The following is a 24611-nucleotide window of genomic DNA, read 5'->3' on the forward strand; positions in this document are numbered from 1 at the left end:
CGGGGCGGGCGTCCTCCACAGGACGGGATCTCGAGCTTCGTCCACTGATCCGCAGGCGTCGCTGATCGCCCGAACCGGGCCGCTCTAGCGTCGTCGGATGCAGCAGACGAGCCAGACCGACGATCCCGCGGGGCTGCTGCGCCGTCCGCGGCGAGCGCGGTCGCGCTGGCGGATCGGGGTCGGCGCGGCGATGGTGCTGGTGATCGCGGCGGCGGTCGTCGCGGTGCTCCTCGCAGGGACGCGGGCGAGCGGCCGGACGGAGGTGCTCGCGCCGGCCGGTGGTGTCACTGCTGCGGCGGGTCCGTCCGGAGCGCCCTCCTCCACGGAAGGGAACGCGACGCCCGCGGCGAGCAGCAGCCCCGGTGAGGTGCTCTACGTGCACGTCGCCGGAGCGGTCGCCGCGCCCGGCCTGTATCTGCTCGATCCCGGTGCGCGGGTGGCCGATGCGCTCGCGGCGGCGGGTGGTTTCACGGAGCCGGCCGAGCGGGCCGCCGTGAACCTCGCGCGCCGGCTCGTGGACGGTGAGCAGATCCTCGTCCCGGAGCGGGGTGCGGCGGTCGCACCGGGCGGCACGGCTCCGGCCGCCGGAGGTGCTGCCGCCGCGGGCGGGATCGTCCGCTTGAGCACGGCCACGGCCGCGCAGCTCGAGGAGCTGCCCGAGATCGGGCCCGCGACGGCGGCGAAGATCGTCGCCTACCGCGAGGAGCACGGGCCGTTCACCTCGGTCGACCAGCTGCTGGAGGTGCCCGGCGTCGGCGAGAAGACGCTCGAGGCCTTCCGCGAGCAGGTGGCACCGTGATCCGGGCCCAGGACCTGCGGCTGCTGCCGCTCGCACTCTCGGCCTGGGCGGCGGCCGCGGCGACCGGGCTGCTGCCGGTCACCGCCGTCCTCGGCGGCGGGGTGCTGCTCTGCACGGTCGCGTGGTCCGTGTGCCTCGTCGCCGTTCTGGCTCTCGGCGTGCTCCGTCGGCGCCGCGCGGCCGTCGTCCTGGCTGGGATCGCGGTCGCGTTGGGGGGAGCGGCGCTGGCCGTCACCTCCGTCGTCGTCACGACTCCCGAGCGGCATCCGCCGGAGCTGCGGGCGGCCGCGGAGTCCCGAGCGGCTGAGGCCGTGCTCGTCCGCGTCGAGACGTCCGCGAGACCGCTCGTCACCGGTGGGGTGTGGTTCGACGGCACCGCGCTGCAGCTGGAGGATCAGCCGATGTCGGCGCCGGTGCGGGTGTTCCTCGCCGAGCCCGGAGGGCGGCTGCCGGTCGGCTCCGAGGTGGTGCTGCGGGCTCGGGCCGAGGAGCCGGGCGTCGTCGGCGAGAGCACGCTCCTGACGGCGAGCGCCGTGCTCGAGCGGCGTCCGCCCGTGGGGGTGGCGGCGGTCGCGGAGGTCCTGCGCTCGGGCTTCCTGGCGCGGACCGCGGTGCTCGGGGGAGACGTGGCCGGCCTGCTGCCCGGGCTCGCGACCGGGGACACCTCCGCCCTGTCGTCCGATCTGGAGGACGACATGCGGACCGCCTCGCTCACTCACCTCACCGCGGTGTCCGGAGCGAACTGCGCGGTCGTGGTCGCGGCCGGCTGGCTCGTCGCCGCGCTGCTCGGCGCCGGCCGTCGGCTCCGCACCGTCTCGGCTCTGGCGGTCCTCGCGGCGTTCGTCGTGCTGGTCACTCCGGAGCCGAGCGTCGTCCGCGCGGCCGTGATGGCGAGCGTCGTGCTGCTCGCGCGTCTGGGACGCCGGTCGGGTGCGGCGGTCCCGGCACTGCTGGCGAGTGTCGTCCTGCTGATGCTCGTCGATCCCGCGATCGCGGGGCGGCTCGGCTTCGTGCTGTCCGTGCTGGCGACGGGCGGGCTGCTGCTCGCGGCGGAGCCGATCGCGGACCGGCTGGGCGACGTGCTGCCGCGTCCGCTCGCGCTGGTGGTCGCGGTCCCGCTGGCGGCCCAGCTGGCCTGCCAGCCCGCGGTCCTGCTGATCGACCCGTCGATCCCGGTCTACGGGGTGCTGGCGAACCTGCTCGCCGAGCCGGCGGCGCCGGTGGGCACCGGACTCGGGCTGATCGGCTGCCTCCTGGCGCCGTGGTGGCCGGGTGGCGCCGATGTCGCGATCCGTCTCGCGGCCGTACCTGCCTGGTGGATCGCCTCGATCGCGCGCGCCGTCGCCACCTGGCCGTCTCCGCGCATCGCCTGGCTGCCCGGACTCGGCGGGATGCTGGCGCTCATGGTCCTGACCGTGCTCGCCCTGCTGCTCGTCACCCGTTCGCGTCGCCTCACGCGGGCGCGACAGGTCGCGGCGACCGTGCTCGCCGGGGCGCTGGTCGTCGGGGGAGCGTCGAGCGTGGCGACGCCGCTGCTGCGCTCCGGAGCCGTCCCGTCGGACTGGCGGGTGGCGATGTGCGACATCGGGCAGGGCGACGCGGTGCTGGTCCGCGGCGACGCCGGGGTGGTCCTCGTCGACACCGGACCGCTGCCGGAGCGGCTCGACGCGTGCCTCGACCTGCTCGGCATCGACCGCCTCGCGCTGCTGCTGCTCACCCACTACGACCTCGACCACGTCGGCGGCCTGGCGGCCGTCGTCGGTCGCGTCGACGAGGCGCTCGTCGGCCCGGTGGCGGACGAGGGCGACACCCGCGATCGCGCCGACCTCGTGTCCGGCGGGGCAGCGGTGCAGGAGGCGGCGCGCGGCGACAGCGGCTCGGTCGGCTCGCTGCGCTGGCGGGTCGTCTGGCCGGAGCGGGGGACCACCCTCCGCGGCAACGAGGCGAGCGTGACGCTGCGGATCGACATCCCGGCGGACGCGATCGGCGGGCCGCTGTCCCTGGCCATGCTCGGCGACCTCGGCGCCGAGGAGCAGGGGCGGCTCGCGCGTCTGGATCCCGGCCGCGTCGACGTCGTGAAGGTGGCGCACCACGGCTCCGCCGACCAGTCGCCCGCCCTCTACGACGCACTCGGCGCCCGCACCGGGCTCGTCTCGGTCGGCGCCGACAACACCTACGGCCATCCGACGCCCTCGCTGCTCGCGCTACTGGCCGAGCGCGGCACCCGCGCCCTGCGGACGGACCTGGAGGGGACGGTGCTGCTCTCCTCGCGACCCGAGGGGGTCGTGGTCTGGACGAGCGGTGCCGCCGCGCAGGTGGCCGCTCTGGACGACCAGGGAGGTGCAATCACGCCTGTGCTCAGCCGAGGGTCGCCGGTCGCCGGGGAGGATGGTGCTGCGGGAACCCGATCCGCGGGTGTCTTGCGACGGAGTGGACAGCGTGGCGCCGCGGATCGGTCGCGGACGTCGCCGACTGCTTGGATACGGGATCGACGTGGCGTGACGAGGAGAAGGAGTCGGCGTGACTCGGAAGGAACGACCCGAACTCCGGAAGGATCAACCCGGCGTCTCGATCTCTCTGGTCATGTTCGCCCACGTGGCACTCCTCCTGTTCCTGGCCGCGGTGCCTCACCAGCCGCCGTGGTGGATCGTCGTCTCCGCGGTCGCGCTGATCGGAACAGGGATCGGCGCCTTCTCCGATTCCCGCAGGTACCGACGGAAGTACCTGGAGAGGCAGCGACGGGGCGGTCCGTCCTGACGGCGCGTCCTCTCCTCGCTTCTCCAGCGCGTGTCTCCGGACTCGTAGAATCGAGGGTCACGGAAGGACGACGGCATGGCAGGCAGAGCCCCGGCGCGCGGCAAGGCGGCCCCCTCGAAGGCGGCGATCCCGCAGCTCGCGTGGGACCAGACGCGACCCGCTCCGATCGTGCTGATCACCGGTCCCGAGCAGTTCCTCGCCGATAGGGCACTGCGGTTCCTCCGCGAGTTCCTGCGCGCCGAGGACCCGAGTCTCGAGGTCAACGACATCGACGCCGGCGGCTATGCGCCGGGAGAGCTGCTCACGCTGGCGAGCCCGTCGCTGTTCGACGAGCCGCGGCTGCTGCGCGTCTCCAACGTCGAGAAGTGCTCGGACGCGTTCCTCGTCGAGATGATCGAGTACCTCGCCCAGCCCGCGGACGGCGCGACCGTCGTGCTCCGGCACGGCGGAGGCAATCGCGGCAAGAAGCTGCTCGACGCGATCCGCTCGGGGACCGGCGGCGGCATCGAGATCGTCTGCGCCGAGCTCAAGCGGGAGAGCGACAAGGTCGACTTCGCGATCGCGGAGTTCCGCACGGCCGGGCGTACGGCGACCACCGGTGCGGTGCGGGCGCTGGTATCGGCGTTCTCCGACGACCTGGACGAGCTCGCGTCCGCCTGCCAGCAGCTCGTCTCCGACGTCACCGGAGACATCACCGAGGCGACGGTCGCGAAGTACTACGGCGGTCGCGTCGAGACCACCGCGTTCACGGTCGCCGATGCCGCGATCGCCGGCCGGCACGGGGAGGCGCTGCTGGGGCTCCGGCACGCGCTCGCGTCGGGTGCGGACCCGGTGCCGATCGTCGCGGCGTTCGCGAGCAAGCTGCGCACGATGGCGAAGGTCGCCGGGTCCCGTGAGGGGTCCGGTCAGATCGCCTCGCGGCTGGGCCTCGCGCCGTGGCAGGTGGACCGCGCTCGCCGCGATCTGGCGGGCTGGACCGGCGACGGCCTGGGGACGGCGATCCTGACCGTCGCGGAGGCGGACGCGAACGTCAAGGGCGCGACCCGCGATCCGGTGTTCGCGCTGGAGCGCATGGTGTCGGTCATCTCGGCGCGCGGGGTCTGACGTTCGGCACTTCTCCTGCCGGGGGCGGTGGGTCTCGATACGCCCCTGCGGGGCTACTCGACCAGCATGCACGGGCAGCGACGACCAGCAGCAGCAGCAGCTTTTCGGCCAGCACAGCCGGGCGGCGGTGATCGAGCATCAGGCGGGCGGCACCCGATTCATGCTGATCGAGTAGCCCGCGGAGCGGGCGTATCGAGATCCGACCCGTCAGCACCCACGGTCTCAGCCCGCTTCGATCAGCCGGGTGAGTCGATCCGCGGCGGAGGAGATCGTCGAGACGGCGACGAGCGTGAAGACGCAGGCGACGCCCCAGAACCAGGTGCGGCCGGGAGCGTGCGCGCGACGGCGGTCGAAGGCGAGCCACCAGGCCGCGACGACCGAGACGAGCGCGGCGATCACCGACCCGAGGGCCATCCTGACCCAGTCCGCGGCTTCCGGCTCCGTCCAGGAGTTCGTGCCGACCACGATCGCGGTCGGCACGACGACCATCCCGAGCAGTCCGAGGAGGATCGCCCTGTCCTGGCTCAGCGGCTTCGCCGTCTCCGTGCTGGTCATGATCCCCCGATCGCGCGCCGGGCAGCTCCCTGCGGGAGCCGTCCGTCACGGCGACGCTACCGGACGTCCTTGCGGTGGGTGGGTCTCGATACGCCCCTGCGGGGCTACTCGACCAGCATGTGGTCGCCTCCAGGCTGATCGACCAGCATGTGGTCGCCTCCAGGCTGATCGACCAGCATGTGGTCGTGCGGGCTCGTGCTGCGTGATGTCCTGGCGAGCCGGCGCCGGTGGGCTCAAGCCGCGGCCTCGCAGGCGAACAGGCGATTCGCGTGCCAGCGAATCGTCGTAGCCGGAACGCGACCCGCTCCACTCAGCGAGACCCCTCGGGAAGCCGACCGCGCGACGGACGACGAGGAACGAGGAGTCCGTCGACGGCGAGCGGCAACGACGAAGGGCCCGGCCAGAGGCCGGACCCTTCGTCGTTGCCGTGAGACGCAGCCTTACAGCGCGGCGACCTGCTTCGCGATGGCCGACTTGCGGTTCGCGGCCTGGTTCTTGTGGATGACGCCCTTGCTCGAGGCCTTGTCGAGCTTCTTGGCGGCGAAGGCGAGCGCGGTGGCGGCCTTCTCGGTGTCGCCGGCGGCGATGGCGGAGTGCACCGCGCGGACCGCGGTCTTCAGCTCGCTCTTGACGGCCTTGTTGCGCTCGTTCGCCTTCTTGTTGGTGAGGTTGCGCTTGATCTGCGACTTGATGTTTGCCACGTCTATTACCTTCTTCTCGGATGTGTGTGCAGCCGGCTACTCGACGGAGTGCCCCTTCCGGTGGCGTGGAAACGCCATCCCGGTGCGACTGGAGGTCGCCGGCTTCTGAATCACTCCACACACGCCAATGGTGGAGCGCAAGCCAACAAGGAACTTTAGCGCACCCGCCGCCACCCTTCAACCGCGCCGCGCCCGCCGCCCACGTCCCGTCCCGCGAGATGCCACTTGCGTACGCGACACGCCGCGCGAGGCGTACGCAAGTGCCATCTCGCGGCGGGAGCCCGCCAGTAGCCTGACCAGCGATGCCCCGACTCGCCGATCACATCCCCGCCGTTCCGCCCTCGGGCATCCGCCGGCTGTTCGAGATCGCCCTCCGCCTGGACGGCGTGACGCTGCTCGCCGTGGGGGAGCCCGACGTCGCCGTCGCACCGCACATCATCGAGGCGGCCCGCGCCGCCTGGGCCGCGGACGACACCGGCTACGGCCCGAACGGCGGTCTGATGGAGCTGCGGCGCGCGATCGTCGCCAAGCTCGCCCGCGACAACGGGTTCCGCGCCGACGTCGAGCAGGTCTGGGTCACGGTCGGCGCCACGCAGGCGCTCTACCAGGCGATGACGCTGACGCTCGGCCCGGGCGACGAGGTGCTCCTGCCCGACCCCGGCTACACCACCTTCACGATGAACGCGCGGATGATCGGCGCCGTTCCGGTGCCCTACACGCTGCGCGCCGAGAACGGCTTCCTCCCCGACCTCGACGAGCTCGAGCGGATCGTCACCGACCGCACCCGCGCGATCATCGTGAACAGCCCGTCGAACCCGCTCGGCATCGTCCTGCCGCGACCGATGCTCGAGCGCCTGCTGGACTTCGCCCGCCGCCACGACCTCTGGATCATCAGCGACGAGGTCTACGAGTGCTTCACCTACGGTCGCCCGCACGTGAGCCTCGCCGCGCTCGCGCAGGAGGCCGGCCACGACGACGACCGCGTCTTCAGCGTCTTCTCGCTCTCGAAGACCTACGCGATGACCGGCGTCCGGGTCGGCTACCTGGTCACCCCGCCCGGCCTGACCTCGACGATGGTCACCGTCCAGGAGGCGTCGATCAGCTGCGTCGCGACGCCCGACCAGCGCGCGGCCCTCGCGGCGCTGACCGGGCCGCAGGACGCGGTCGCCGACGCCTCCGCGCACTACCTCGCCAACCTGCGGCTCGCGACGGCGCTGCTCGACGAGCGCGGCATCCGCTTCCGCGAGCCGGAGGGCGCCTTCTACCTCTGGATCGACGTCTCGCACGCGAGCGACGGCGACGTCGCCTCCTGGGCCGAGGCCTTCCTGCTCGAGACCCTCGTCGCCGTCGCGCCGGGCAGTGCCTTCGGGCGCACCGGTGAGGGCTGGATCCGCGTCTGCCTCGCCGCCGACCCCGCCGACCTCGAGCACGGGCTGCGCGCCCTGCCGGCCCCGATCGCGGCGGCGAGCGCATGAGCGCCGACGACGTCCTGGTCCGCCGGGTGCGCCCGGAGGAGTACGCCGAGGTCTCCCGACTGCGCCTCGCCGCGTACGCCCACGACTACGAGCTGGGGGAGGAGTACGCGGCGGACGTCGCCGACGTCGCCCGGCACGACCGCGAGGGCGAGGTCTGGGTCGCGGAGGAGCACGGCGCGATCCTCGCGACCGTCACCACCGCGGCTCCCGGCGCCACCCTGTACTCCCTCGGCCGTCCGGGCGAGCTCGACTGGCGGCTGCTCGCGGTCGCTCCGGAGGCGCGCGGTCGCGGGCTGGGCCGCCTGCTCACCGAGTTCGTGGTGATGCTCGCCGTCGAGCGGGGACTCCAGCGCGTGGTCATGAACAGCGGCACCGACATGCTCGCCGCGCACGCCCTCTACGAGAGCATGGGCTTCGTCCGGCTCCCCGAGCGCGAGAACCCGCCCGGGATCGAGCCCACGCGCACCTACGGACTCGACCTCTAGCGAGGACCGCCCGCAGAACATCAGCGGAGAAGGGCGTTCATCGCCCCTCAGCGATGAGGTCCCTCCACAGCTGACGTTCTGCCCCGCATCCGGCCGGTCCCGGCCCCTCGCCCTCCGCCGCACCCCGGCCGTGGGACACTGGACGCACGATGTCTCCACGTGCACACCTCGGGCTCGAGCCCGCCGCGACCGATCCGGCGTCCATCCGCAACTTCTGCATCATCGCCCACATCGATCACGGCAAGTCGACGCTCGCCGATCGCATGCTCGGCATCACGGGCGTGGTCGAGGACCGCGCCATGCGCGCGCAGTACCTCGATCGGATGGACATCGAGCGCGAGCGCGGCATCACGATCAAGTCGCAGGCCGTCCGCATGCCGTGGGAGCGCGACGGGCAGACCTTCGCGCTGAACATGATCGACACCCCCGGTCACGTCGACTTCTCCTACGAGGTCAGCCGCTCGCTCGCCGCCTGCGAGGGCGCGATCCTGCTGGTCGACGCCGCGCAGGGCATCGAGGCGCAGACCCTCGCGAACCTCTACCTCGCGCTCGAGAACGACCTGGCGATCATCCCGGTCCTCAACAAGATCGACCTCCCCGCCGCCGACCCGGAGAAGTACGCGGCCGAGCTCGCGAGCCTCATCGGCGGCGACCCGGCCGACGTCCTCCGCGTCTCCGGCAAGACCGGCGTCGGCGTCGAGGCGCTGCTCGACCGCGTCACGGAGCTGGTGCCCGCGCCGGTCGGCGACAAGAACGCTCCCGCCCGCGCGATGATCTTCGACTCCGTCTACGACTCCTACCGCGGCGTCGTCACCTACGTCCGGATGATCGACGGCCAGCTCTCGCCGCGCGAGAAGATCCAGATGATGTCGACGCGCGCGACGCACGAGATCCTCGAGATCGGCGTCTCCAGCCCCGAGCCCGTCTCCACCAAGGGCCTCGGCGTCGGCGAGGTCGGCTACCTGATCACCGGCGTGAAGGACGTCCGCCAGTCGAAGGTCGGCGACACCGTCACCACCGCGTCCAAGCCCGCCACCGAGGCGCTGCCCGGCTACACCGAGCCGCTGCCGATGGTGTTCTCGGGTCTCTACCCGATCGACGGCAGCGACTACCCCGACCTCCGCGAGGCACTGGACAAGCTCAAGCTCTCCGACGCGGCGCTCGTCTACGAGCCCGAGACCTCGGTCGCGCTCGGCTTCGGCTTCCGCTGCGGCTTCCTCGGCCTGCTGCACCTCGAGATCGTCACCGAGCGGCTCGACCGCGAGTTCGGCCTCGACCTGATCACCACGGCGCCGTCCGTCATCTACGAGGTGACCACCGACGACAAGAGCACCGTCACGGTCACCAACCCGAGCGAGTTCCCGGTCGGCAAGATCGCCAGCGTCACCGAGCCGATCGTCCGGGCCGCGATCCTCGCGCCGAAGGACTACGTCGGCACGATCATGGAGCTCTGCCAGAGCCGCCGCGGCACGCTGATCGGCATGGAGTACCTCGGCGAGGACCGCGTCGAGATCCGCTACCACATGCCCCTCGGCGAGATCGTCTTCGACTTCTTCGACAACCTCAAGTCGAAGACGGCCGGGTACGCCTCGCTCGACTACGAGCCCGCCGGCGACCAGGAGGCAGATCTGGTGAAGGTCGACATCCTGCTGCAGGGCGAGCAGGTCGACGCGTTCAGCGCGATCGTCCACCGCGACAAGGCCTACGCCTACGGCGTCCTGATGACGGGGCGGCTGCGCAAGCTGATCCCGCGCCAGCAGTTCGAGGTGCCAATCCAGGCCGCGATCGGCGCCCGCATCATCGCGCGCGAGTCGATCAGCGCGATGCGGAAGGACGTCCTCGCCAAGTGCTATGGCGGTGACATCACCCGCAAGCGCAAACTGCTCGAGAAGCAGAAGGAGGGCAAGAAGCGCATGAAGATGGTCGGCCGCGTCGAGGTCCCGCAGGAGGCGTTCATCGCCGCCCTGAGTGGTGACGTCGAGACGAAGGACAAGAAGTGAGCGTCCGGCGCTCGAGCTTCGAGGGGCAGCCGCAGGTCACCTACGCGGCGGTCGGCGGCACGCTCGCGCCGGACCTGCTCGAGTACCCGCCGGACGGCTTCACCGCCGAGCGCTTCGAGGCGCGCCTGGGCTCGGGCGCCGAGCGCTTCGCGATCACGACCGCGTCGCTGATGACGTGGGGCGTGCAGCGCGGCAGCGGCATCGCCGTCACCGACATCACCGCCGGCAGCGGCGTGCAGTACACGGGCGTGAACTTCGACTCCGCCGGCACCCCGATCGACCTCGCCAGCCGCCCGACCGAGGAGCAGTTCTCGGCGGACGGCACGCCCTACATCACCGCCGGCGTGACGGCCGTGCTCAAGATCACGCTGCTCGGCCGGACGGTGAACGCCCCCGTGCGGGTCGTGTACGTCGTCGACGAGCCCGACCAGGTCGGCTTCGCCTACGGCACCCTCGAGGGCCACCCGGAGAGCGGCGAGGAGTCCTTCGTGGTCGAGAAGCGCGCCGACGACTCGGTCTGGCTCGTCATCCGCGTGTTCTCGCGGCCCTCCACCGCCCTCTACCGTCTCGGCACCCCCGTCCTCCGGGTCGTGCAGAAGCGGCAGGTCAAGAAGTACCTGCGCGCGCTGCTGCCGGCGCGCGTCAGCTGACGTGGGCAGCGCCCTCCCGCTCGCCGACCCGGCGCCCCTCGACGGACTCCTGCCGGCCTCCGTCGCCGACGGCGTGGAGACCCGCGACCTCGGGCTGTACGTGCACGTCCCGTTCTGTCGGGTGCGCTGCGGCTACTGCGACTTCAACACCTACACCGCGACCGAGCTGCGCGGCGCGAAGCAGCAGGACTACGCCGACGAGGCGGTCGTCGAGATGGCGCTCGGCGAGGGCGTGCTCGCGGCCGCGGGTCTGCCGCGACGGCCTGCGGCGACCGTGTTCTTCGGCGGCGGGACTCCGACGCTGCTGCCCGCCCGCGATCTGGTGCGCATGCTCGACGGGCTCCGGCGTCACTTCGGCGTCGCCGACGGTGCCGAGATCACCACGGAGGCGAACCCGGATTCTGTCGACGCCGCCTACCTCCGCGAGCTGGCCGACGCCGGGTTCACCCGGGTCAGCTTCGGGATGCAGTCGGCCGTGCCGCACGTGCTCGCGACGCTCGAGCGCACCCACGATCCCGAGCGCGTGCCGCTCGTCGTCGAGTGGGCGCGCGAGGCAGGGCTGCAGGTCAGCCTCGACCTGATCTACGGCACGCCGGGGGAGTCGCTGCCCGACTGGGAGCGCTCGCTCGATTCGGCGCTGGCCAACCGGCCCGACCACCTCTCGGCCTACGCGCTGATCGTCGAGGACGGGACGAAGATCGCGCGGCAGATCCGCCGCGGTGAGGTGGCCACTCCGGACGACGACCTGACCGCCGACATGTACGAGCTGGCGGACGCTCGGCTCGCTGCGGCCGGCTACTCCTGGTACGAGGTCAGCAACTGGGCGCGCGACGACGCCCACCGGTCGCGGCACAACCTGTCCTACTGGCTGGGGCACGACTGGTGGGGCGTCGGGCCCGGTGCCCACAGCCACGTCGGCGGGGTGCGCTGGTGGAACGTGAAGCACCCGGCGGCCTACGCCGAGCGGCTGCACTCCGGCTCGTCGCCGGCCGCCGGACGGGAGACGCTCGACCCGGCGACCCGCCGGGTGGAGGACGTGCTGCTGCGCTCGCGCCTGGCGGACGGACTGCCGATCGACGCGATCGACCCGGAGCGCCGCCGCGAGGTCGCAGGGCTGATCGCCGACGGCCTCGTCGACGGCCGGGCGGCCCTCCGCGGGCGCCTCGTGCTGACCCTGCACGGCCGGCTGCTGGCCGACGCGGTCGTCCGCCGCCTGACGGACGGCTGAGCCGGACCGCTCCCACTGATCGAGCAGCCCGCGGAGCGGGCGCATCGAGATCCCCTGTCCGATGTGCGTGGGTCTCGATACGCCGCCTGCGGCGGCTACTCGACCAGCATGGGGTTCCGCCTGCGGTGGCTACTCGACCAGCATGAGGTGGAGCAGGCGCGTCATGCTGATCGAGCGGCCCGCATCGTGGGCTCCTCATGCTGATCGAGTAGCCCGCGGAGCGGGCGTATCGAGATCCCGCTCGGTGCCTACTTGAAGAAGGGGATGCTCAGCGGGTACGTGTAGTACTCGCCGGCGCTGGCGCGCACCGAGGCGATGATCGCGAAGACGATCACGAGGATCGGCACGACGATGAAGACGATGAAGCCGACGAGCACGAAGCTCAGGATCGTCCCCGCGACGTAGGCGATCAGGGTCGTGAGGTGGAAGTTCAGCGCCGTCTTCGCGTGCGCCTCGAGGAAGGGCCCGCGGCCCTTGAAGACGAGGTAGACGATCAGCGACGGGATGAAGCTGAAGAAGATGCCCGTGATGTGGGTGACGATCGCCCAGGTCTTCTCGTCGGCCGGGTTCAGCGGCGGGGCGGGCGTCGAGTAGGCGGGCGGCGGGGGCGGGGTGGCCGACATGGTGATCTCCGTCTCAGGAATCGGCGCGCCGGGCGACCCCGGGCGCTCGGCGTCCATCGTGGCAGAGAGCGAGCCGCGACGGGACGGATCCAGGGCGAGCCCCGCCCTCCTTCCTCCTGCGCGGTTATGATTGGCACTCAATCTCGCGGAGTGCCAAGCTCCGCGCGGCGCCACGGCGCCGAGGTGGTCGTGCCGCGAGGCACCCGGAGTCCGGCGGGAGGTCGGTCGTATGGTGACGGAGCGCGGTCTCCAGGTCCTGCGCGTGATCGTGCAGGACTACGTCGCGAACCGCGAGCCGGTGGGCTCCAAGTCCATCGTCGAGCGCCACGCGTTCGGCGTCTCCGCGGCGACCATCCGCAACGAGATGGCGCAGCTCGAGGAGGAGGAGCTGATCGCGGCCCCGCACACCTCCTCCGGCCGCGTCCCCACCGACAAGGGCTACCGCCTCTTCGTCGACCAGCTGACCGACCTGCGCCCGCTGACCGCGGCGCAGCGGCAGGCGATCGAGACCTTCCTCGGCCAGAGCCCCGACCTCGACGAGGTGCTCGTGCGAACGGTCCGGCTGCTCTCGCAGCTCACCAACAGCGTCGCGCTCGTGCAGTACCCGTCCTTCGGGGCCGCGCGCATCCGTCACGTCGAGCTGGTCGCCCTCGCCCCGCGGCGGTTGCTCTCCGTGCTGATCACCGACACCGGCCGCGTCGACCAGCGCGTGCTCGAGACGCCCGAGGACGTCGACGAGCTGCTGCTCGGCGAGATCCGGGCGAAGCTGAACACCGCCGTCCTCGGCCTGGGGCTCGCCGCTGCGGCGGAGACGCTGCAGAGCGCGACCGCGCAGTTCAGCCCGGAGCGCCGCGCCGTCGTCGACCCGGTGGTGCAGACCCTGCTCGAGCAGGTCGGCGCGAACCGGCAGGACCGCTTGGTGATGGCGGGCGCCGCGAACCTGGTGCGCACCGAGGAGGACTTCTCGGGCAGCATCTACCCCGTTCTCGAGGCGATCGAGGAGCAGGTCGAGCTGCTGCGCCTCTTCGCCGAGATGACGCCCGATCCGCGCGGCATCTCGGTCCGCATCGGCCGCGAGAACGCGCCGTTCGGCCTGCAGGAGACCTCCGTGCTGACCAGCGGCTACAACACGGCCGGCGGCCAGGTCTCGCGCCTGGGGGTCCTCGGACCGATCAGGATGGACTACTCCGGCAACATCGCGGCGGTCCGCGCCGTCGCCCGCTACCTCTCCCGCCTCCTCGGCGAGGAATGACCCGCTCCCAGACCCTCGCCGGAACCCCGGCTCCCGACAGGTCCGCCGCGCCCGGCGCTCCGACCACGAACGAAGGACGAAGCCCCCTGTGGCCGATCACTACGAAGTCCTCGGCGTCGACCGAGACGCCTCCGCCGACGAGATCAAGAAGGCGTACCGCCGGCTTGCACGCGAGCTGCACCCCGACGTCAACCCGAGCGCGGACGCGTCCGAGCGGTTCAAGCTCGTCACGCACGCCTACGACGTCCTGAGCGACGTCCAGCAGCGACAGCAGTACGACCGCGGCCCGCAGGACGGCTTTCCCGGCGGTGGTGGGCAGGGCTTCGGCGGCTTCGGCGACATCTTCGAGACGTTCTTCGGCCAGGGCGCGCAGGGCTCCTCGCGCGGCCCGCGATCGCGTCGGGAGCGCGGCCAGGACGCGCTGCTGCGCGTCGAGGTCTCGCTCGACGAGGTCATCTTCGGCACCCACCGCGACCTCGAGGTCGACACGGCCGTGCTCTGCGAGACCTGCCAGGGCTCGTGCTGCCAGCCGGGCACCTCGCCGGTCACCTGCGACATCTGCCACGGCTCGGGGCAGATCCAGCGCACCGTCCGCTCGCTGCTCGGCAACGTGATGACGGCCAGCCCCTGCGGCACCTGCCGCGGCTACGGCACCGTCATCGCCACTCCGTGCTCCACCTGCCAGGGTCAGGGCCGCGTCCGCGCGCGCCGGACCATCCCCGTCGACGTCCCCGCGGGCGTCGACACGGGCCTGCGCCTGCAGATGCCCGGCAGCGGCGAGGTCGGCCCGGCCGGCGGCCCGAGCGGCGACCTCTACCTCGAGATCAAGGTCAAGCACCACGACATCTTCAGCCGCAACGGCGACGACCTGCTCTGCACCCTCGAGGTGCAGATGACGGACGCGATCCTCGGCTCGACGACGACCCTCGCGGCGCTCGACGGCGACATCGAGATCGAGGTCAAGCCGGGCACGCAGAGCACCGAGATCGTCACGATCAAGGGCCGCGGCGTCACCAAGCTGCGCGGCAACGGCCGCGGCGACCTCCGCGTCGGCATCCAGGTGGTCACCCCGACCAAGCTGGGGCACCGCGAGCGCGAGCTGGTGCAGGAGTTCGCCAAGCACTATAAGCCGCAGAAGCCGGCCCTCACGCACTTCCAGCAGGGGCTCTTCTCCAAGCTCCGCGACCGCTTCCTGGGCTGACCGGATCCGGCGTGGCGCACCACTACATCGACGAGTCGCTCGACTCCGGGGACTTCGTCGCCGGCGGCCGGTTGGAGCTCTCCGGCGCGGAGGCGCGCCACCTCGCAACCGTGAGCCGGATCCGCGCGGGCGAGAGCGTCCGCGTCGGCGACGGCCGAGGCCGGGTCGCCGTGGCCGTCGTCGAGAGCGCGGAGGCGTCGCGTGTCGTCCTCGCGGTCGAGTCGGTCGAGGAGGTGCCCGCGCCGAGCCCGCGCCTCGTGCTCGTGCAGGCGCTCGCGAAGGGCGACCGCGACGAGCTGGCGATCCAGGCGGCGACCGAGCTCGGCGTGGACGAGGTCGTGCCGTGGCAGGCCGCCCGCAGCGTCTCGCGCTGGTCGGGCGTCAAGGAGGAGAAGGGCCGCGAGCGCTGGCGCAGCATCGTCCGCGAGGCGAGCAAGCAGTCGCTCCGCGCCCGGGTGCCGGAGGTGTCGGCGGTCGTCGGCCTGCGTGCTCTGGTGGAGCGGGCCGCGACGGCGCGCGTGCTCGTGCTCGAGCCCTCGGCCGAGGAGCGGCTCACCGCGATCGAGCCGGACGGGCGCGACCTCGTGCTCGTCGTCGGACCCGAGGGCGGCATCGCGGCGGAGGAGCTGCGCGCCCTCGCCGACGCGGGTGCCGAGACCGTCGCACTCGGCGACTCCGTCCTGCGCACCTCCACCGCCGGCCCGGCCGCGATCGCCGTGCTCTCGGCCCGTCTCGGCCGCTGGTGATCCCCGCGGATCCGCGCGCCCTGGGCGAACGCGCCCCCGTCGTCGCCCTCGCCCCGTTTAAGATGGATGCATGACCGAGCCCACTGTCTTCACGCGCATCGTCCGCGGCGAGATCCCCGCCGACGTGGTGTTCGAGAACGAGCGGATCCTCGCGATCCGGGACATCGCGCCGAAGGCGCCCGTCCACCTGCTGATCTTCCCGAAGACCCCCGAGTACGCGAACGTCGCCGAGCTCGCCGCGGGCGATCCGGAGCTCCTCGCCGAGATGGCCGTCGTCGCGCAGACCCTGGCCGACGCGCACAGCAACGGCCAGTTCCGCCTCGTCTTCAACTCCGGCGAAGAGGCCGGTCAGACCGTGTTCCACGTCCACGCCCACGTCCTGGGCGGCCACCTGACGGAAGGCTCCCTTGCCACCGGTTGATCACGCGGGCGATCGCTCCGCGGACCAGAACCCCACTCGAACCGGCTCGACGGAGCCGTCGGTCCCGCAGAGCGACGCGGACCGGACCACCGGCGGGACCCATCGCGTCATCGCCGTCGACGGAATCGCCATGGTGCGCCTCCTCGGACCCCAGGACCGCCTCATCCGGGCGGTCGAATCGCGATTCCCCGACGTCCGGGTGCACGTGCGCGGCAACGAGGTGACCCTCGACGGCGAGGGCGCCCCCGTCGCCGCGGCGGCGCGCCTGGTGGAAGAACTGGTGCTCATGACGGCAGGCGGCCACGACCTCGACCCGGAGGGCGTGCGCGAGTCCGCGCGCATCCTCGAGAACGGCGGGCCGGTGCGTCCCGCGGACGCGTTCGGCCAGGCCATCCTCACGGCGCGCGGGAAGAGCATCCGCCCGAAGACCCTGGGGCAGCGCGAGTACGTCGACGCCGTCGATCAGAACACGATCGTCTTCGGCATCGGCCCGGCCGGCACCGGCAAGACCTACCTCGCGATGGCCAAGGCGGTGCAGTCCCTGCAGCGCAAGGAGGTCGAGCGGATCATCCTCACGCGCCCCGCGGTCGAGGCGGGGGAGCGGCTGGGCTACCTGCCCGGCTCGCTCACCGACAAGATCGACCCGTACCTGCGCCCGCTCTACGACGCGCTGAACGAGATGATGGACCCGGAGATCGTGCCGAAGCTGCTCGCGGCGGGCACGATCGAGGTCGCTCCGCTGGCCTACATGCGCGGCCGCACGCTGAACTCCTCGTTCGTCGTGCTCGACGAGGCGCAGAACACGACGCCGGAGCAGATGAAGATGTTCCTCACCCGCCTCGGCTTCGGCTCGAAGATGGTGATCACGGGCGACATCACCCAGGTCGACCTCCCCGCCGGATCGAGCGGTCTCCGCCTGGTGACCCGGGTGCTCGACGACATCGACGACATCCACTTCGCCCGGCTGACCAGCGAGGACGTGGTCCGCCACAGCCTCGTCGGCCGGATCGTCGACGCGTACACCGAGTACGACCAGCAGAAGCAGGCGCAGAGCTTCGAGCGCGAGCAGGCCCGCGAGTTCGCGGCCCGCGCCGAGCGCCGGGCGGCCACCCGCTCGACCGGCGACGCGCAGCCCAAGCGCCCGCGCGCCTGAGCGCCGTACCACCGCCTCCCGCCCCGCCGAGCCCCTCCCGATCGAAGGAAAACCGCACCCCGTGAGCATCGAGATCAACAACGAGTCGAGCATCCCTGTGGACGAGGCGACCCTGCTGCGCCTCGCGGGCTACGCGCTCGACTCGATGCACGTGCACCCCGACGCCGAGCTCGCGATCGTGCTGGTCGACGAGGGCGCGATGGAGCAGCTGCACGTGCAGTGGATGGACGAGCCCGGCCCCACCGACGTGCTGAGCTTCCCGATGGACGAGCTGCGCCCCGGCACCGAGGACGAGCCGACCCCGGCCGGCCTGCTCGGCGACATCGTGCTCTGCCCGCAGGTGGCGCAGAGCCAGGCCGAGGCCGCCGGCCACTCCGTGCTCGACGAGCTGCTGCTGCTCACGGCCCACGGGCTGCTGCACCTGCTCGGCTTCGACCACGCGGAGCCCGAGGAGGAGCGCGAGATGTTCGGCATCCAGCGCGACATCCTCGTCGGGTTCCACATCAGCGAGCGACGCCGCTAGGCCCGGCGTGCTCACCGTCCAGCTCCTCATCGCGGCCCTCGGCCTCGTCGCCCTCGGCGGTTGGCTCGCCGCCACCGACGCCGCCCTCGGCGTGCTCTCCCGCAGCGACGTCCTCGAGATGGCGAACCACTCGCGCAGCTCGCGCGCCCTGCGGGCCATCGCCGGCGACATGAGCGCGCACGTCAACGTCGTCAACTTCACCCGGATCGCGGCCGAGACCACCGCCGCGGTCTTCGTCACCACCGTGCTCGTCGTCGTGGTCGACGCCCTGTGGCTGGCGCTCCTGCTCGCGATCCTGATCATGGCGGCCGTCTCGTTCGTGCTCGTCGGCTCCAGCCCGCGCAGCGTCGGGCGCGCCCACGCCCGCGCCGTGCTCGGCTCCAGCGCCTCGCTCGTGCACGTGCTGCGGGTCGCGCTCGGCCCGGTCGCGCACGGCCTCGTCGCGCTGGGCAACCGGGTCACCCCGGGCACCGGCCGCTCGGCCGGCTTCTCCTCGGAGGAGCAGCTGCTCAGCATGGTCGACGAGGCGACCGAGCAGTCGGTCCTCGAGCAGGACGACCGCGAGCTCATCCACTCGATCTTCGAGTTCAACGACACGCTGGTGCGCGAGGTGATGGTGCCGCGGACCGACATGGTGACGATCGAGGCCGGCGCCTCGGTCGGCGCCGGCATGGGCCTGCTGCTCAGTCGCGGCATCTCCCGGCTGCCCGTCATCGGCGACGGCGTCGACGACGTGCTCGGCGTGCTCTACCTCCGCGACGTCGCCCGGCACACCTACGAGCGCCCGGACGACGACGACTCGGCGGCCGACCTCGCCCGCCCCGCGCTGTTCGTGCCGGAGTCGAAGAAGGCCGACGAGCTGCTGCGCCAGATGCAGCTCGAGTCCAACCACCTCGCCATGGTGGTGGACGAGTACGGCGGCATCGCCGGGCTGGTCACGCTCGAGGACCTGATCGAGGAGCTCGTCGGCGACATCTCGGACGAGTACGACCGCGAGGTCGACCTCTTCGAGGAGACCGAGCCGGGCGTCTACCGTGTCTCGGCGCGGCTGCCCGTCGACGAGCTGGGCGAGCTGTTCGACCTCGAACTCGAGGACGACGACGTCGACTCGGTCGGCGGACTGCTCACCAAGGCCTACGGCCGCCTGCCCGAGCGGGGCGCGACCGCCCGGATCGACGGGGTGATCCTCGAGGCCGAGCAGGCGGATCCCCGTCGCGGCACCATCTCGACCGTCATCGTGCGGCGCGATCCCGACTACGATCCCTCAGGCGAGACCGGCACCGGACCGGTCGCGATCGTCGCCGAGACAGACCACCAGGACGAGGACGCACGATGACCGACCCCAGCACTCCCACGACCCCCTACCGGGCGGGCTTCGTGTCGTTCGTGGGCCGCCCGAACGTCGGCAAGTCCACGCTCACCAACGCGCTGGTCGGCGAGAAGATCGCCATCACCAGCTCGAAGCCGCAGACCACCCGCCGCGCCATCCGCGGCATCGTGCACCGGCCCGACGGCCAGCTCATCGTGGTGGACACCCCGGGTATCCACCGCCCGCGCACCCTGCTCGGCGAGCGGCTGAACTCCCTCGTCACCTCGACCCTCGGCGACGTCGACGTGATCGGAATGCTCTTCCCGGCCGACGAGCCGATCGGCCCCGGCGACCGGTTCATCAACGAGCAGCTCGAGGCCTTCCCGCGCGCCCGCAAGGTCGCGATCGTCTCGAAGGTCGACCTCTCCTCGAAGAAGTCCGTCGCCAAGCAGCTGCTCGCCGTCTCCGAGCTGCGCGAGTGGGACACCATCGTGCCGATCTCGGCGGTCACCGAGGAGCAGCTCGACGTGCTCGCGGTCGAGCTGCTGCGCCTCATGCCGGTCTCGCCCGCGCTCTACCCCGAGGAGGCCGTGACCGACGAGGACACCGGCTCGCGCATCGCCGAGTTCATCCGCGAGGCAGCGCTCGAGGGCGTCTCCGACGAGCTGCCGCACTCGCTCGCCGTGACGCTCGACGACATGGTCGAGCGCGAGGACGGCTCCTTCATCGACATCTACGCGAACGTCTTCGTGGAGCGCGACAGCCAGAAGGGCATCATCATCGGCAAGGGCGGTCAGCGCCTGCGCGAGGTGGGCGCCGTGTCGCGCGAGCAGATCGAGCGGCTGCTCGGCCGGCGCGTGTTCCTCTCCATCCGGGTGAAGGTCGCCAAGGAGTGGCAGCGCGACCCGAAGCTGCTCGGCCGCCTCGGCTTCTGAGCCGGTGAGCGCGGCGCCGGATCGGGAGGGGGACGGCAGTCACTCTCCCGGACGACGCCCCGCGGCGACGTCGCCGCGTAGCGTGGGGCTCATGCGTGCGCTCCTGGATCGTCCGGCGACGCTCCCGATCGCGGGAGCCCTGCTCGGGGTCCTCCACCTCGGACTGAGCGCGGCCGGCCAGATCGCGCCGGAGCACCTCAGCGGCGGTCTGCTGATCGCGCTCGGCCTCGGCCTCGCGGCCTTCCTGCCGGCCCTCGCACCGTCCCTGGTCGCCGTCGGGGCGGTCACCGGCGGCGGGATCCCGCTCCTCGGCGTGCCGGTGGACGGTGTCCTCGTGGGCCTGCTCGTCCTCTGGTCCACGGCGCGCCGGCTCGGGCCCTGGACGCGGACGCTGACCCTCGTCGGCGCCCTCCTGCTCGCGGGCGTCGCCGGGCTGGTCGCCGCACTGAGCGGGACCGAGCAGCTGCTGCCGCAGGAGGCGAGCGCCGACCAGGTCCTGCTCTTCCGCGCCGTCGCCGCGCTGGTCGTCGCCGCCCTCCTCGCCGGCCTGAAGGTCCTCGTCTGGCGCGCCGGGGTGCGGCGGCCGGTCGGTCCCGGCGACAGGATCGATGCGCTCGTGGTGCGCGTCGCCGGTCCGCAGGACGGCTTCGCCGTCGGAGCGGCCGGCTGGCAGGCGCTCCTCCTGCTGCTGATCTCGACCGTGCCGTTCGCGGCGCCCGACGGCTCGCTCCAGCCGGTCGTCGGCGGAGTGCTGGCGGTCGCGCTGGTCCTGCACCGCCGGGCGCCGGCGCTCTCCCTCACGATCGCCTGGGGCGGGGCGCTCCTGCAGATGGGTCTGCAGCTGGCACCGGGACCGGCCGACCTCGCGATCCTCGCGGTGCTCTTCGGCACCGGTGCGTCCGAGCGGCGCCGGGTGCGCGCGGCAGGGGCCGTCTCCGCGGTGCTCGGCGCGATCGTGGCCGTCGTCTACCTGATCATCGTCTTCCGGCTCGTCCAGTCCATCCCCTCGCCGATCCTGACCGGGGGAGCGGTGTTCGGCGGGATCCTCGCCACGCTCGGCCTCTCCTGGACGGTCGGCCTGCTGTCCCGCTCGGTGCGGCGAGCGCGCGAGGGGCAGACCCTCCGCGCCGAGGCCGAGCGCGAGCGCGCGGCGGCGCAGCGCGAGCTGGACACGGTCGAGGAGCGCAACCGCATCGCCCGCGACATGCACGACGTCGTGGCGCACTCGCTCGCCGTCGTGATCGCGCAGGCGGACGGCGCCCGCTACCTCGGTGCGTCCAGCCCGGCACAGACGGACGCCGCCCTGCTCACCATCTCCTCGGTCGCCCGCGACGCGCTCGGCGACGTCCGCGTCCTCCTCGCTCAGCTCCGGCACAGCCAGAGCGACGGACCGCAGCCGGAGGCGCGCGACCTGCCGGCGCTGCTCGAGAGCGTCTCCGGAGCCGGGACGCAGCTGCGGTCCGAGCTCGAGGTCGACCTCGAGACCGTGCCGCGCGGCATCGGCCTCGCGCTCTACCGCATCGTGCAGGAGGCGACGACGAACGCGCTCCGGCACGGCCGGCCCGGCGCCCCGCTCGACGTCGCGCTCCGCCGCGAGTCCGGCGAGATCGTCCTCACCGTCCGCAACGCGCGCTGCGCCGACGCCGAGGCCGCCGCTCGCGTGCCCGGGGAGGGGCACGGCCTCGTCGGCATGCGCGAGCGCGCCGCACTCGTCGGCGGAGTCCTCCGCGCCGGCCCCGAGGGCGACGACTTCGTGGTCGACGCGCGCCTGCCCGCCCCCTCGTCCACCGCCCTGCCCGTCGCCTCTGGAGGCCACCCCGCATGACCGACACCATCCGCCTCGTCCTCGTCGACGACCAGGCGCTCTTCCGCGCCGGCATCCGCATGCTGCTCAGCTCCCAGCCGGACCTCGAGGTGGTCGGCGAGGCGTCCGACGGCGCGGAGGGCGCGGAGCTCGTCGGCCGGCTGGCCCCGGACGTGGTGCTGATGGACATCCGGATGCCGGGGGTCGACGGCATCGAGTCGACGCGCCGCATCCTCGCCGACGCCGCGGAGAAGGGCGTGGAGCCGCCGCGCATCCTGGTGCTCACCACCTTCGACCTGGACGAGGCGGCCGCCCGCGCGATCCGCGCCGGGGCGAGCGGCTTCCTGCTCAAGGACACCGAGCCGGGCTTCCTGCTCGCCTCCGTCCGCACGGTGCACGCCGGCACCGCCGTGGTCGCCGCCTCCGCGACGCGCGAGCTCTTCGAGCACTTCGGCGCGCCGGGGAGCGGCCGCGAGACGCCGGCCGCGTTCGGCACGCTGACCGACCGCGAGCGCGAGATCTTCCACCTCGCCGCGCGCGGCCTCAGCAACACCGAGATCGCCCGGGCGGAGTTCCTCAGCGAGGCGACGGTCAAGACGCACATCAGCCGCACGCTCGGCAAGCTCGGGCTGCGCGACCGGGTGCAGCTCGTCGTCTACGCCTACGAGAACGGTCTCGTCGCCTGAGGACGACGTCCGCGCCGCAGTGGTGCCTCGTGGGTGCCGACCCGCGGGCGCAGTGCTACCGTGGTCGCGTGCGCATCGGTCTGCTCCTTCTTAGCCGCCGCGACGAGATCTGATCCTCAGGCCCTCCTCGTCGCGGAGTCCGTCGTCGGCTGAATCAGACCCATCGTCACCACAGACCACCCGCGTGGTTCGATCCGCATCCGGATCCCCGCGAGACGAGAGACAGGCGCGTCCGCGCGCCGGGAGAGCACCCTCATGAAGAACACCCAGAAGCCGTCGTCGCTGCCGATCGGCAAGTACAAGCCGTTCCACGAGCAGATCGTCGTCGAGCTGCCCGACCGCACCTGGCCGGCCAAGCGCATCACCACGGCGCCGCGCTGGTGCGCCGTCGACCTCCGCGACGGCAACCAGGCGCTGATCGATCCGATGAGCCCCGAGCGCAAGCGGATCATGTTCGACCTGCTGGTCCGGATGGGCTACAAGGAGATCGAGGTCGGCTTCCCGAGCGCCAGCCAGACCGACTTCGACTTCGTCCGCAGCCTCATCGAGGAGGACGCGATCCCGGAGGACGTCACCATCCAGGTGCTGACCCAGGCGCGCGACCACCTGATCGAGCGCACCTACGAGTCGATCCGCGGCGCCCGCCAGGCGATCGTCCACCTGTACAACTCGACCAGCGTGCTGCAGCGCGAGGTCGTCTTCCGCAAGGACCGCCAGGGCATCATCGACATCGCCCTCGCCGGCGCTCGCAAGTGCCGCGAGATGGAGGCGTCCGTCCCCGGCACGGCCGTGTACTACGAGTACTCGCCCGAGAGCTACACCGGCACCGAGCTCGACTTCGCCCGCGAGATCTGCGACCGCGTGGTCGAGGTCTTCGAGCCGACCCCGGAGCGCAAGGTCATCCTCAACCTGCCCGCCACGGTCGAGATGGCAACGCCCAACGTCTACGCCGACTCGATCGAGTGGATGTGCCGGAACCTCGCCCAGCGCGAGAACATCATCGTCTCGCTGCACCCGCACAACGACCGCGGCACCGCGGTCGCGGCGGCCGAGCTGGGCTACCTGGCCGGCGCCGACCGCATCGAGGGCTGCCTCTTCGGCAACGGCGAGCGGACCGGCAACGTCGACCTGATCGCGCTGGGCGTCAACCTGTTCACCCAGGGCATCGACCCGCAGATCGACTTCAGTGACATGGACGGCATCAAGCGCACGGCCGAGTACTGCAACCAGCTGGCCGTGCCCGAGCGCAGCCCGTGGGCCGGCGACCTGGTCTTCACCGCGTTCAGCGGCTCGCACCAGGACGCCATCAAGAAGGGCTTCGAGGCGATGGAGGCCGAGGCGGAGCGCACCGGCGTCAGCCGCGACGAGCTGACCTGGGCGGTGCCCTACCTGCCGGTGGACCCGAAGGACCTCGGCCGCTCCTACGAGGCGGTCATCCGCGTCAACTCGCAGTCCGGCAAGGGCGGCGTCGCGTACCTGCTGAAGACCGACCACGCGCTGGACCTGCCGCGCCGCCTGCAGATCGAGTTCTCCGCGGTCGTGCAGGCCAAGACCGACGCCGAGGGCGGCGAGGTCACCAGCGAGCAGATCTGGACGATCTTCCAGGACGAGTACCTGCCCGCGCCCGCGCACCGCGCTGAGGACAAGTGGGGCCGCTTCGAGCTGGCCCGCACGAGCACCTCGAGCGACCTGGGCGGCTCGATCGCCCTCGACGCCGTGCTGCGCGTCGGCGACGAGACGGTCACCGCGAGCGCGACCGGCAACGGCCCGATCAACGCCTTCGAGGCGGTGCTGGCGCAGCACGGCGTCGAGGTCCGCGTCTTCGACTACGTCGAGCACGCTCTCAGCGCCGGCGGCGACGCGCTGGCCGCCTCCTACGTCGAGTGCTCGGTGAACGGCCGCACCCTCTGGGGCGTGGGCGTCGACGCCGACATCTCGACCGCCTCCCTGAAGGCGATCGTCTCGGCCGTCAACCGCGCCCTCCGCGAGGAGGCCCCGGACCGAGAGCTGGCGACGGCCTCGGCCTGAGCCTCGCGCGGCCCGAGCAGCCCGCGGAGCGGGCGGGCCATGCTGGTCGAGTAGCCCGCGGAGCGGGCGGGCCATGCTGGTCGAGTAGCCCGCGGAGCGGGCGTATCGAGACCCGTGTTCATGCGGTGGTGGGTCTCGGTACGCCGCGTGCCGCGGCTACTCGACCAGCATGTTGC

Annotated in this window: 22 protein-coding genes; 19 read left to right on the forward strand and 3 right to left on the reverse strand. The window is 72.2% G+C overall.

The window, feature by feature from the left end; all coding sequences use genetic code 11:
• Window positions 1-97 precede the first annotated feature (97 nt).
• From MT355_RS07295 to holA, 3 genes are read left to right on the forward strand one after another with little or no spacing between them, the layout of a single operon-like run.
• Window positions 98-799, forward strand: coding sequence for a ComEA family DNA-binding protein (locus MT355_RS07295; RefSeq protein WP_243599044.1), 702 nt, complete (start codon window positions 98-100; stop codon window positions 797-799).
• Entirely contained in the window at window positions 796-3762 is a 2967-nt protein-coding gene (locus MT355_RS21570) for a ComEC/Rec2 family competence protein (protein WP_243599045.1), read from the forward strand. Before MT355_RS07295 ends, MT355_RS21570 begins: the two co-directional genes overlap by 4 nt.
• Window positions 3683-4660 (forward strand): DNA polymerase III subunit delta, encoded by a 978-nt coding sequence (gene holA, locus MT355_RS07305; RefSeq protein ID WP_243599289.1) that lies wholly within the window; start codon window positions 3683-3685, stop codon window positions 4658-4660. Before MT355_RS21570 ends, holA begins: the two co-directional genes overlap by 80 nt.
• A gap of 222 nt (window positions 4661-4882) precedes the next feature.
• On the opposite strand, the gene MT355_RS07310 is transcribed toward holA, so the two are convergent.
• Complete coding sequence (locus MT355_RS07310; protein ID WP_243599046.1) at window positions 4883-5215, reverse strand: hypothetical protein; 333 nt, start codon at window positions 5213-5215, stop codon at window positions 4883-4885.
• Between the two features lie 440 nt (window positions 5216-5655).
• Complete coding sequence (gene rpsT / locus MT355_RS07315; RefSeq protein WP_123445612.1) at window positions 5656-5916, reverse strand: 30S ribosomal protein S20; 261 nt, start codon at window positions 5914-5916, stop codon at window positions 5656-5658.
• A gap of 302 nt (window positions 5917-6218) precedes the next feature.
• Between rpsT and MT355_RS07320 the strand changes: the two genes are divergently transcribed.
• The 5 genes from MT355_RS07320 (at window position 6219) to hemW (ending at window position 11754) form a co-directional block, all read left to right on the forward strand.
• Window positions 6219-7391 (forward strand): pyridoxal phosphate-dependent aminotransferase, encoded by a 1173-nt coding sequence (locus MT355_RS07320; RefSeq protein ID WP_243599047.1) that lies wholly within the window; start codon window positions 6219-6221, stop codon window positions 7389-7391.
• On the forward strand, window positions 7388-7876 hold the full coding sequence (locus MT355_RS07325) for a GNAT family N-acetyltransferase (RefSeq protein WP_123732102.1): 489 nt from the start codon (window positions 7388-7390) through the stop codon (window positions 7874-7876). Before MT355_RS07320 ends, MT355_RS07325 begins: the two co-directional genes overlap by 4 nt.
• Before the next feature lie 149 nt (window positions 7877-8025).
• On the forward strand, window positions 8026-9876 hold the full coding sequence (gene lepA / locus MT355_RS07330) for a translation elongation factor 4 (RefSeq protein ID WP_123445615.1): 1851 nt from the start codon (window positions 8026-8028) through the stop codon (window positions 9874-9876).
• Window positions 9873-10526, forward strand: a complete 654-nt coding sequence (locus MT355_RS07335) for a DUF1990 family protein (protein WP_123445616.1) — start codon at window positions 9873-9875, stop codon at window positions 10524-10526. Before lepA ends, MT355_RS07335 begins: the two co-directional genes overlap by 4 nt.
• 1 nt (window position 10527) lies before the next feature.
• Window positions 10528-11754 carry a radical SAM family heme chaperone HemW gene (hemW, locus tag MT355_RS07340; protein WP_243599048.1) on the forward strand — a complete coding sequence of 409 codons (1227 nt, stop codon included), beginning with the start codon at window positions 10528-10530 and terminating at the stop codon, window positions 11752-11754.
• A 248-nt stretch (window positions 11755-12002) separates the two neighbouring features.
• Here the strand turns inward: hemW and MT355_RS07345 are convergent, their stop codons facing one another.
• Entirely contained in the window at window positions 12003-12377 is a 375-nt protein-coding gene (locus MT355_RS07345; RefSeq protein WP_123704749.1) for a DUF4870 domain-containing protein, read from the reverse strand.
• A gap of 229 nt (window positions 12378-12606) precedes the next feature.
• Here MT355_RS07345 and hrcA point away from each other — a divergent pair, with 229 nt between their 5' ends.
• The 11 genes from hrcA (at window position 12607) to leuA (ending at window position 24435) form a co-directional block, all read left to right on the forward strand.
• Window positions 12607-13629: a heat-inducible transcriptional repressor HrcA gene (gene hrcA / locus MT355_RS07350; RefSeq protein WP_243599049.1), complete on the forward strand. Its 1023-nt coding sequence runs from the start codon at window positions 12607-12609 to the stop codon at window positions 13627-13629.
• 88 nt (window positions 13630-13717) lie between these two features.
• Complete coding sequence (gene dnaJ, locus MT355_RS07355) at window positions 13718-14830, forward strand: molecular chaperone DnaJ (protein WP_243599050.1); 1113 nt, start codon at window positions 13718-13720, stop codon at window positions 14828-14830.
• A gap of 11 nt (window positions 14831-14841) precedes the next feature.
• The gene (locus MT355_RS07360; RefSeq protein ID WP_243599051.1) at window positions 14842-15576 is read left to right on the forward strand and encodes a 16S rRNA (uracil(1498)-N(3))-methyltransferase; all 735 of its coding nucleotides are present in this window, start codon (window positions 14842-14844) and stop codon (window positions 15574-15576) included.
• Between the two features lie 70 nt (window positions 15577-15646).
• Window positions 15647-15997 carry a histidine triad nucleotide-binding protein gene (locus tag MT355_RS07365; RefSeq protein ID WP_123735452.1) on the forward strand — a complete coding sequence of 117 codons (351 nt, stop codon included), beginning with the start codon at window positions 15647-15649 and terminating at the stop codon, window positions 15995-15997.
• Between the two features lie 130 nt (window positions 15998-16127).
• Window positions 16128-17150, forward strand: coding sequence for a PhoH family protein (locus tag MT355_RS07370; RefSeq protein WP_123445998.1), 1023 nt, complete (start codon window positions 16128-16130; stop codon window positions 17148-17150).
• Window positions 17151-17211: 61 nt separating this feature from the next.
• Window positions 17212-17673 (forward strand): rRNA maturation RNase YbeY, encoded by a 462-nt coding sequence (ybeY, locus tag MT355_RS07375; protein ID WP_123445622.1) that lies wholly within the window; start codon window positions 17212-17214, stop codon window positions 17671-17673.
• A 7-nt stretch (window positions 17674-17680) separates the two neighbouring features.
• A complete protein-coding gene (locus MT355_RS07380) occupies window positions 17681-19009 on the forward strand; it encodes a hemolysin family protein (protein WP_123445623.1) in 1329 nt (442 codons plus the stop codon).
• Entirely contained in the window at window positions 19006-19917 is a 912-nt protein-coding gene (gene era, locus MT355_RS07385) for a GTPase Era (protein ID WP_123732108.1), read from the forward strand. Before MT355_RS07380 ends, era begins: the two co-directional genes overlap by 4 nt.
• A gap of 91 nt (window positions 19918-20008) precedes the next feature.
• Window positions 20009-21742 carry a histidine kinase gene (locus MT355_RS07390; RefSeq protein WP_243599052.1) on the forward strand — a complete coding sequence of 578 codons (1734 nt, stop codon included), beginning with the start codon at window positions 20009-20011 and terminating at the stop codon, window positions 21740-21742.
• The gene (locus MT355_RS07395) at window positions 21739-22407 is read left to right on the forward strand and encodes a response regulator transcription factor (protein ID WP_123445626.1); all 669 of its coding nucleotides are present in this window, start codon (window positions 21739-21741) and stop codon (window positions 22405-22407) included. Before MT355_RS07390 ends, MT355_RS07395 begins: the two co-directional genes overlap by 4 nt.
• Window positions 22408-22662: 255 nt before the next feature.
• The gene (gene leuA, locus MT355_RS07400) at window positions 22663-24435 is read left to right on the forward strand and encodes a 2-isopropylmalate synthase (protein WP_243599053.1); all 1773 of its coding nucleotides are present in this window, start codon (window positions 22663-22665) and stop codon (window positions 24433-24435) included.
• The last annotated feature ends 176 nt before the right edge of the window (window positions 24436-24611 follow it).

The sequence above is a fragment of the Rathayibacter sp. VKM Ac-2929 genome (assembly GCF_022815495.1).
Classification (GTDB): domain Bacteria; phylum Actinomycetota; class Actinomycetes; order Actinomycetales; family Microbacteriaceae; genus Rathayibacter; species Rathayibacter festucae.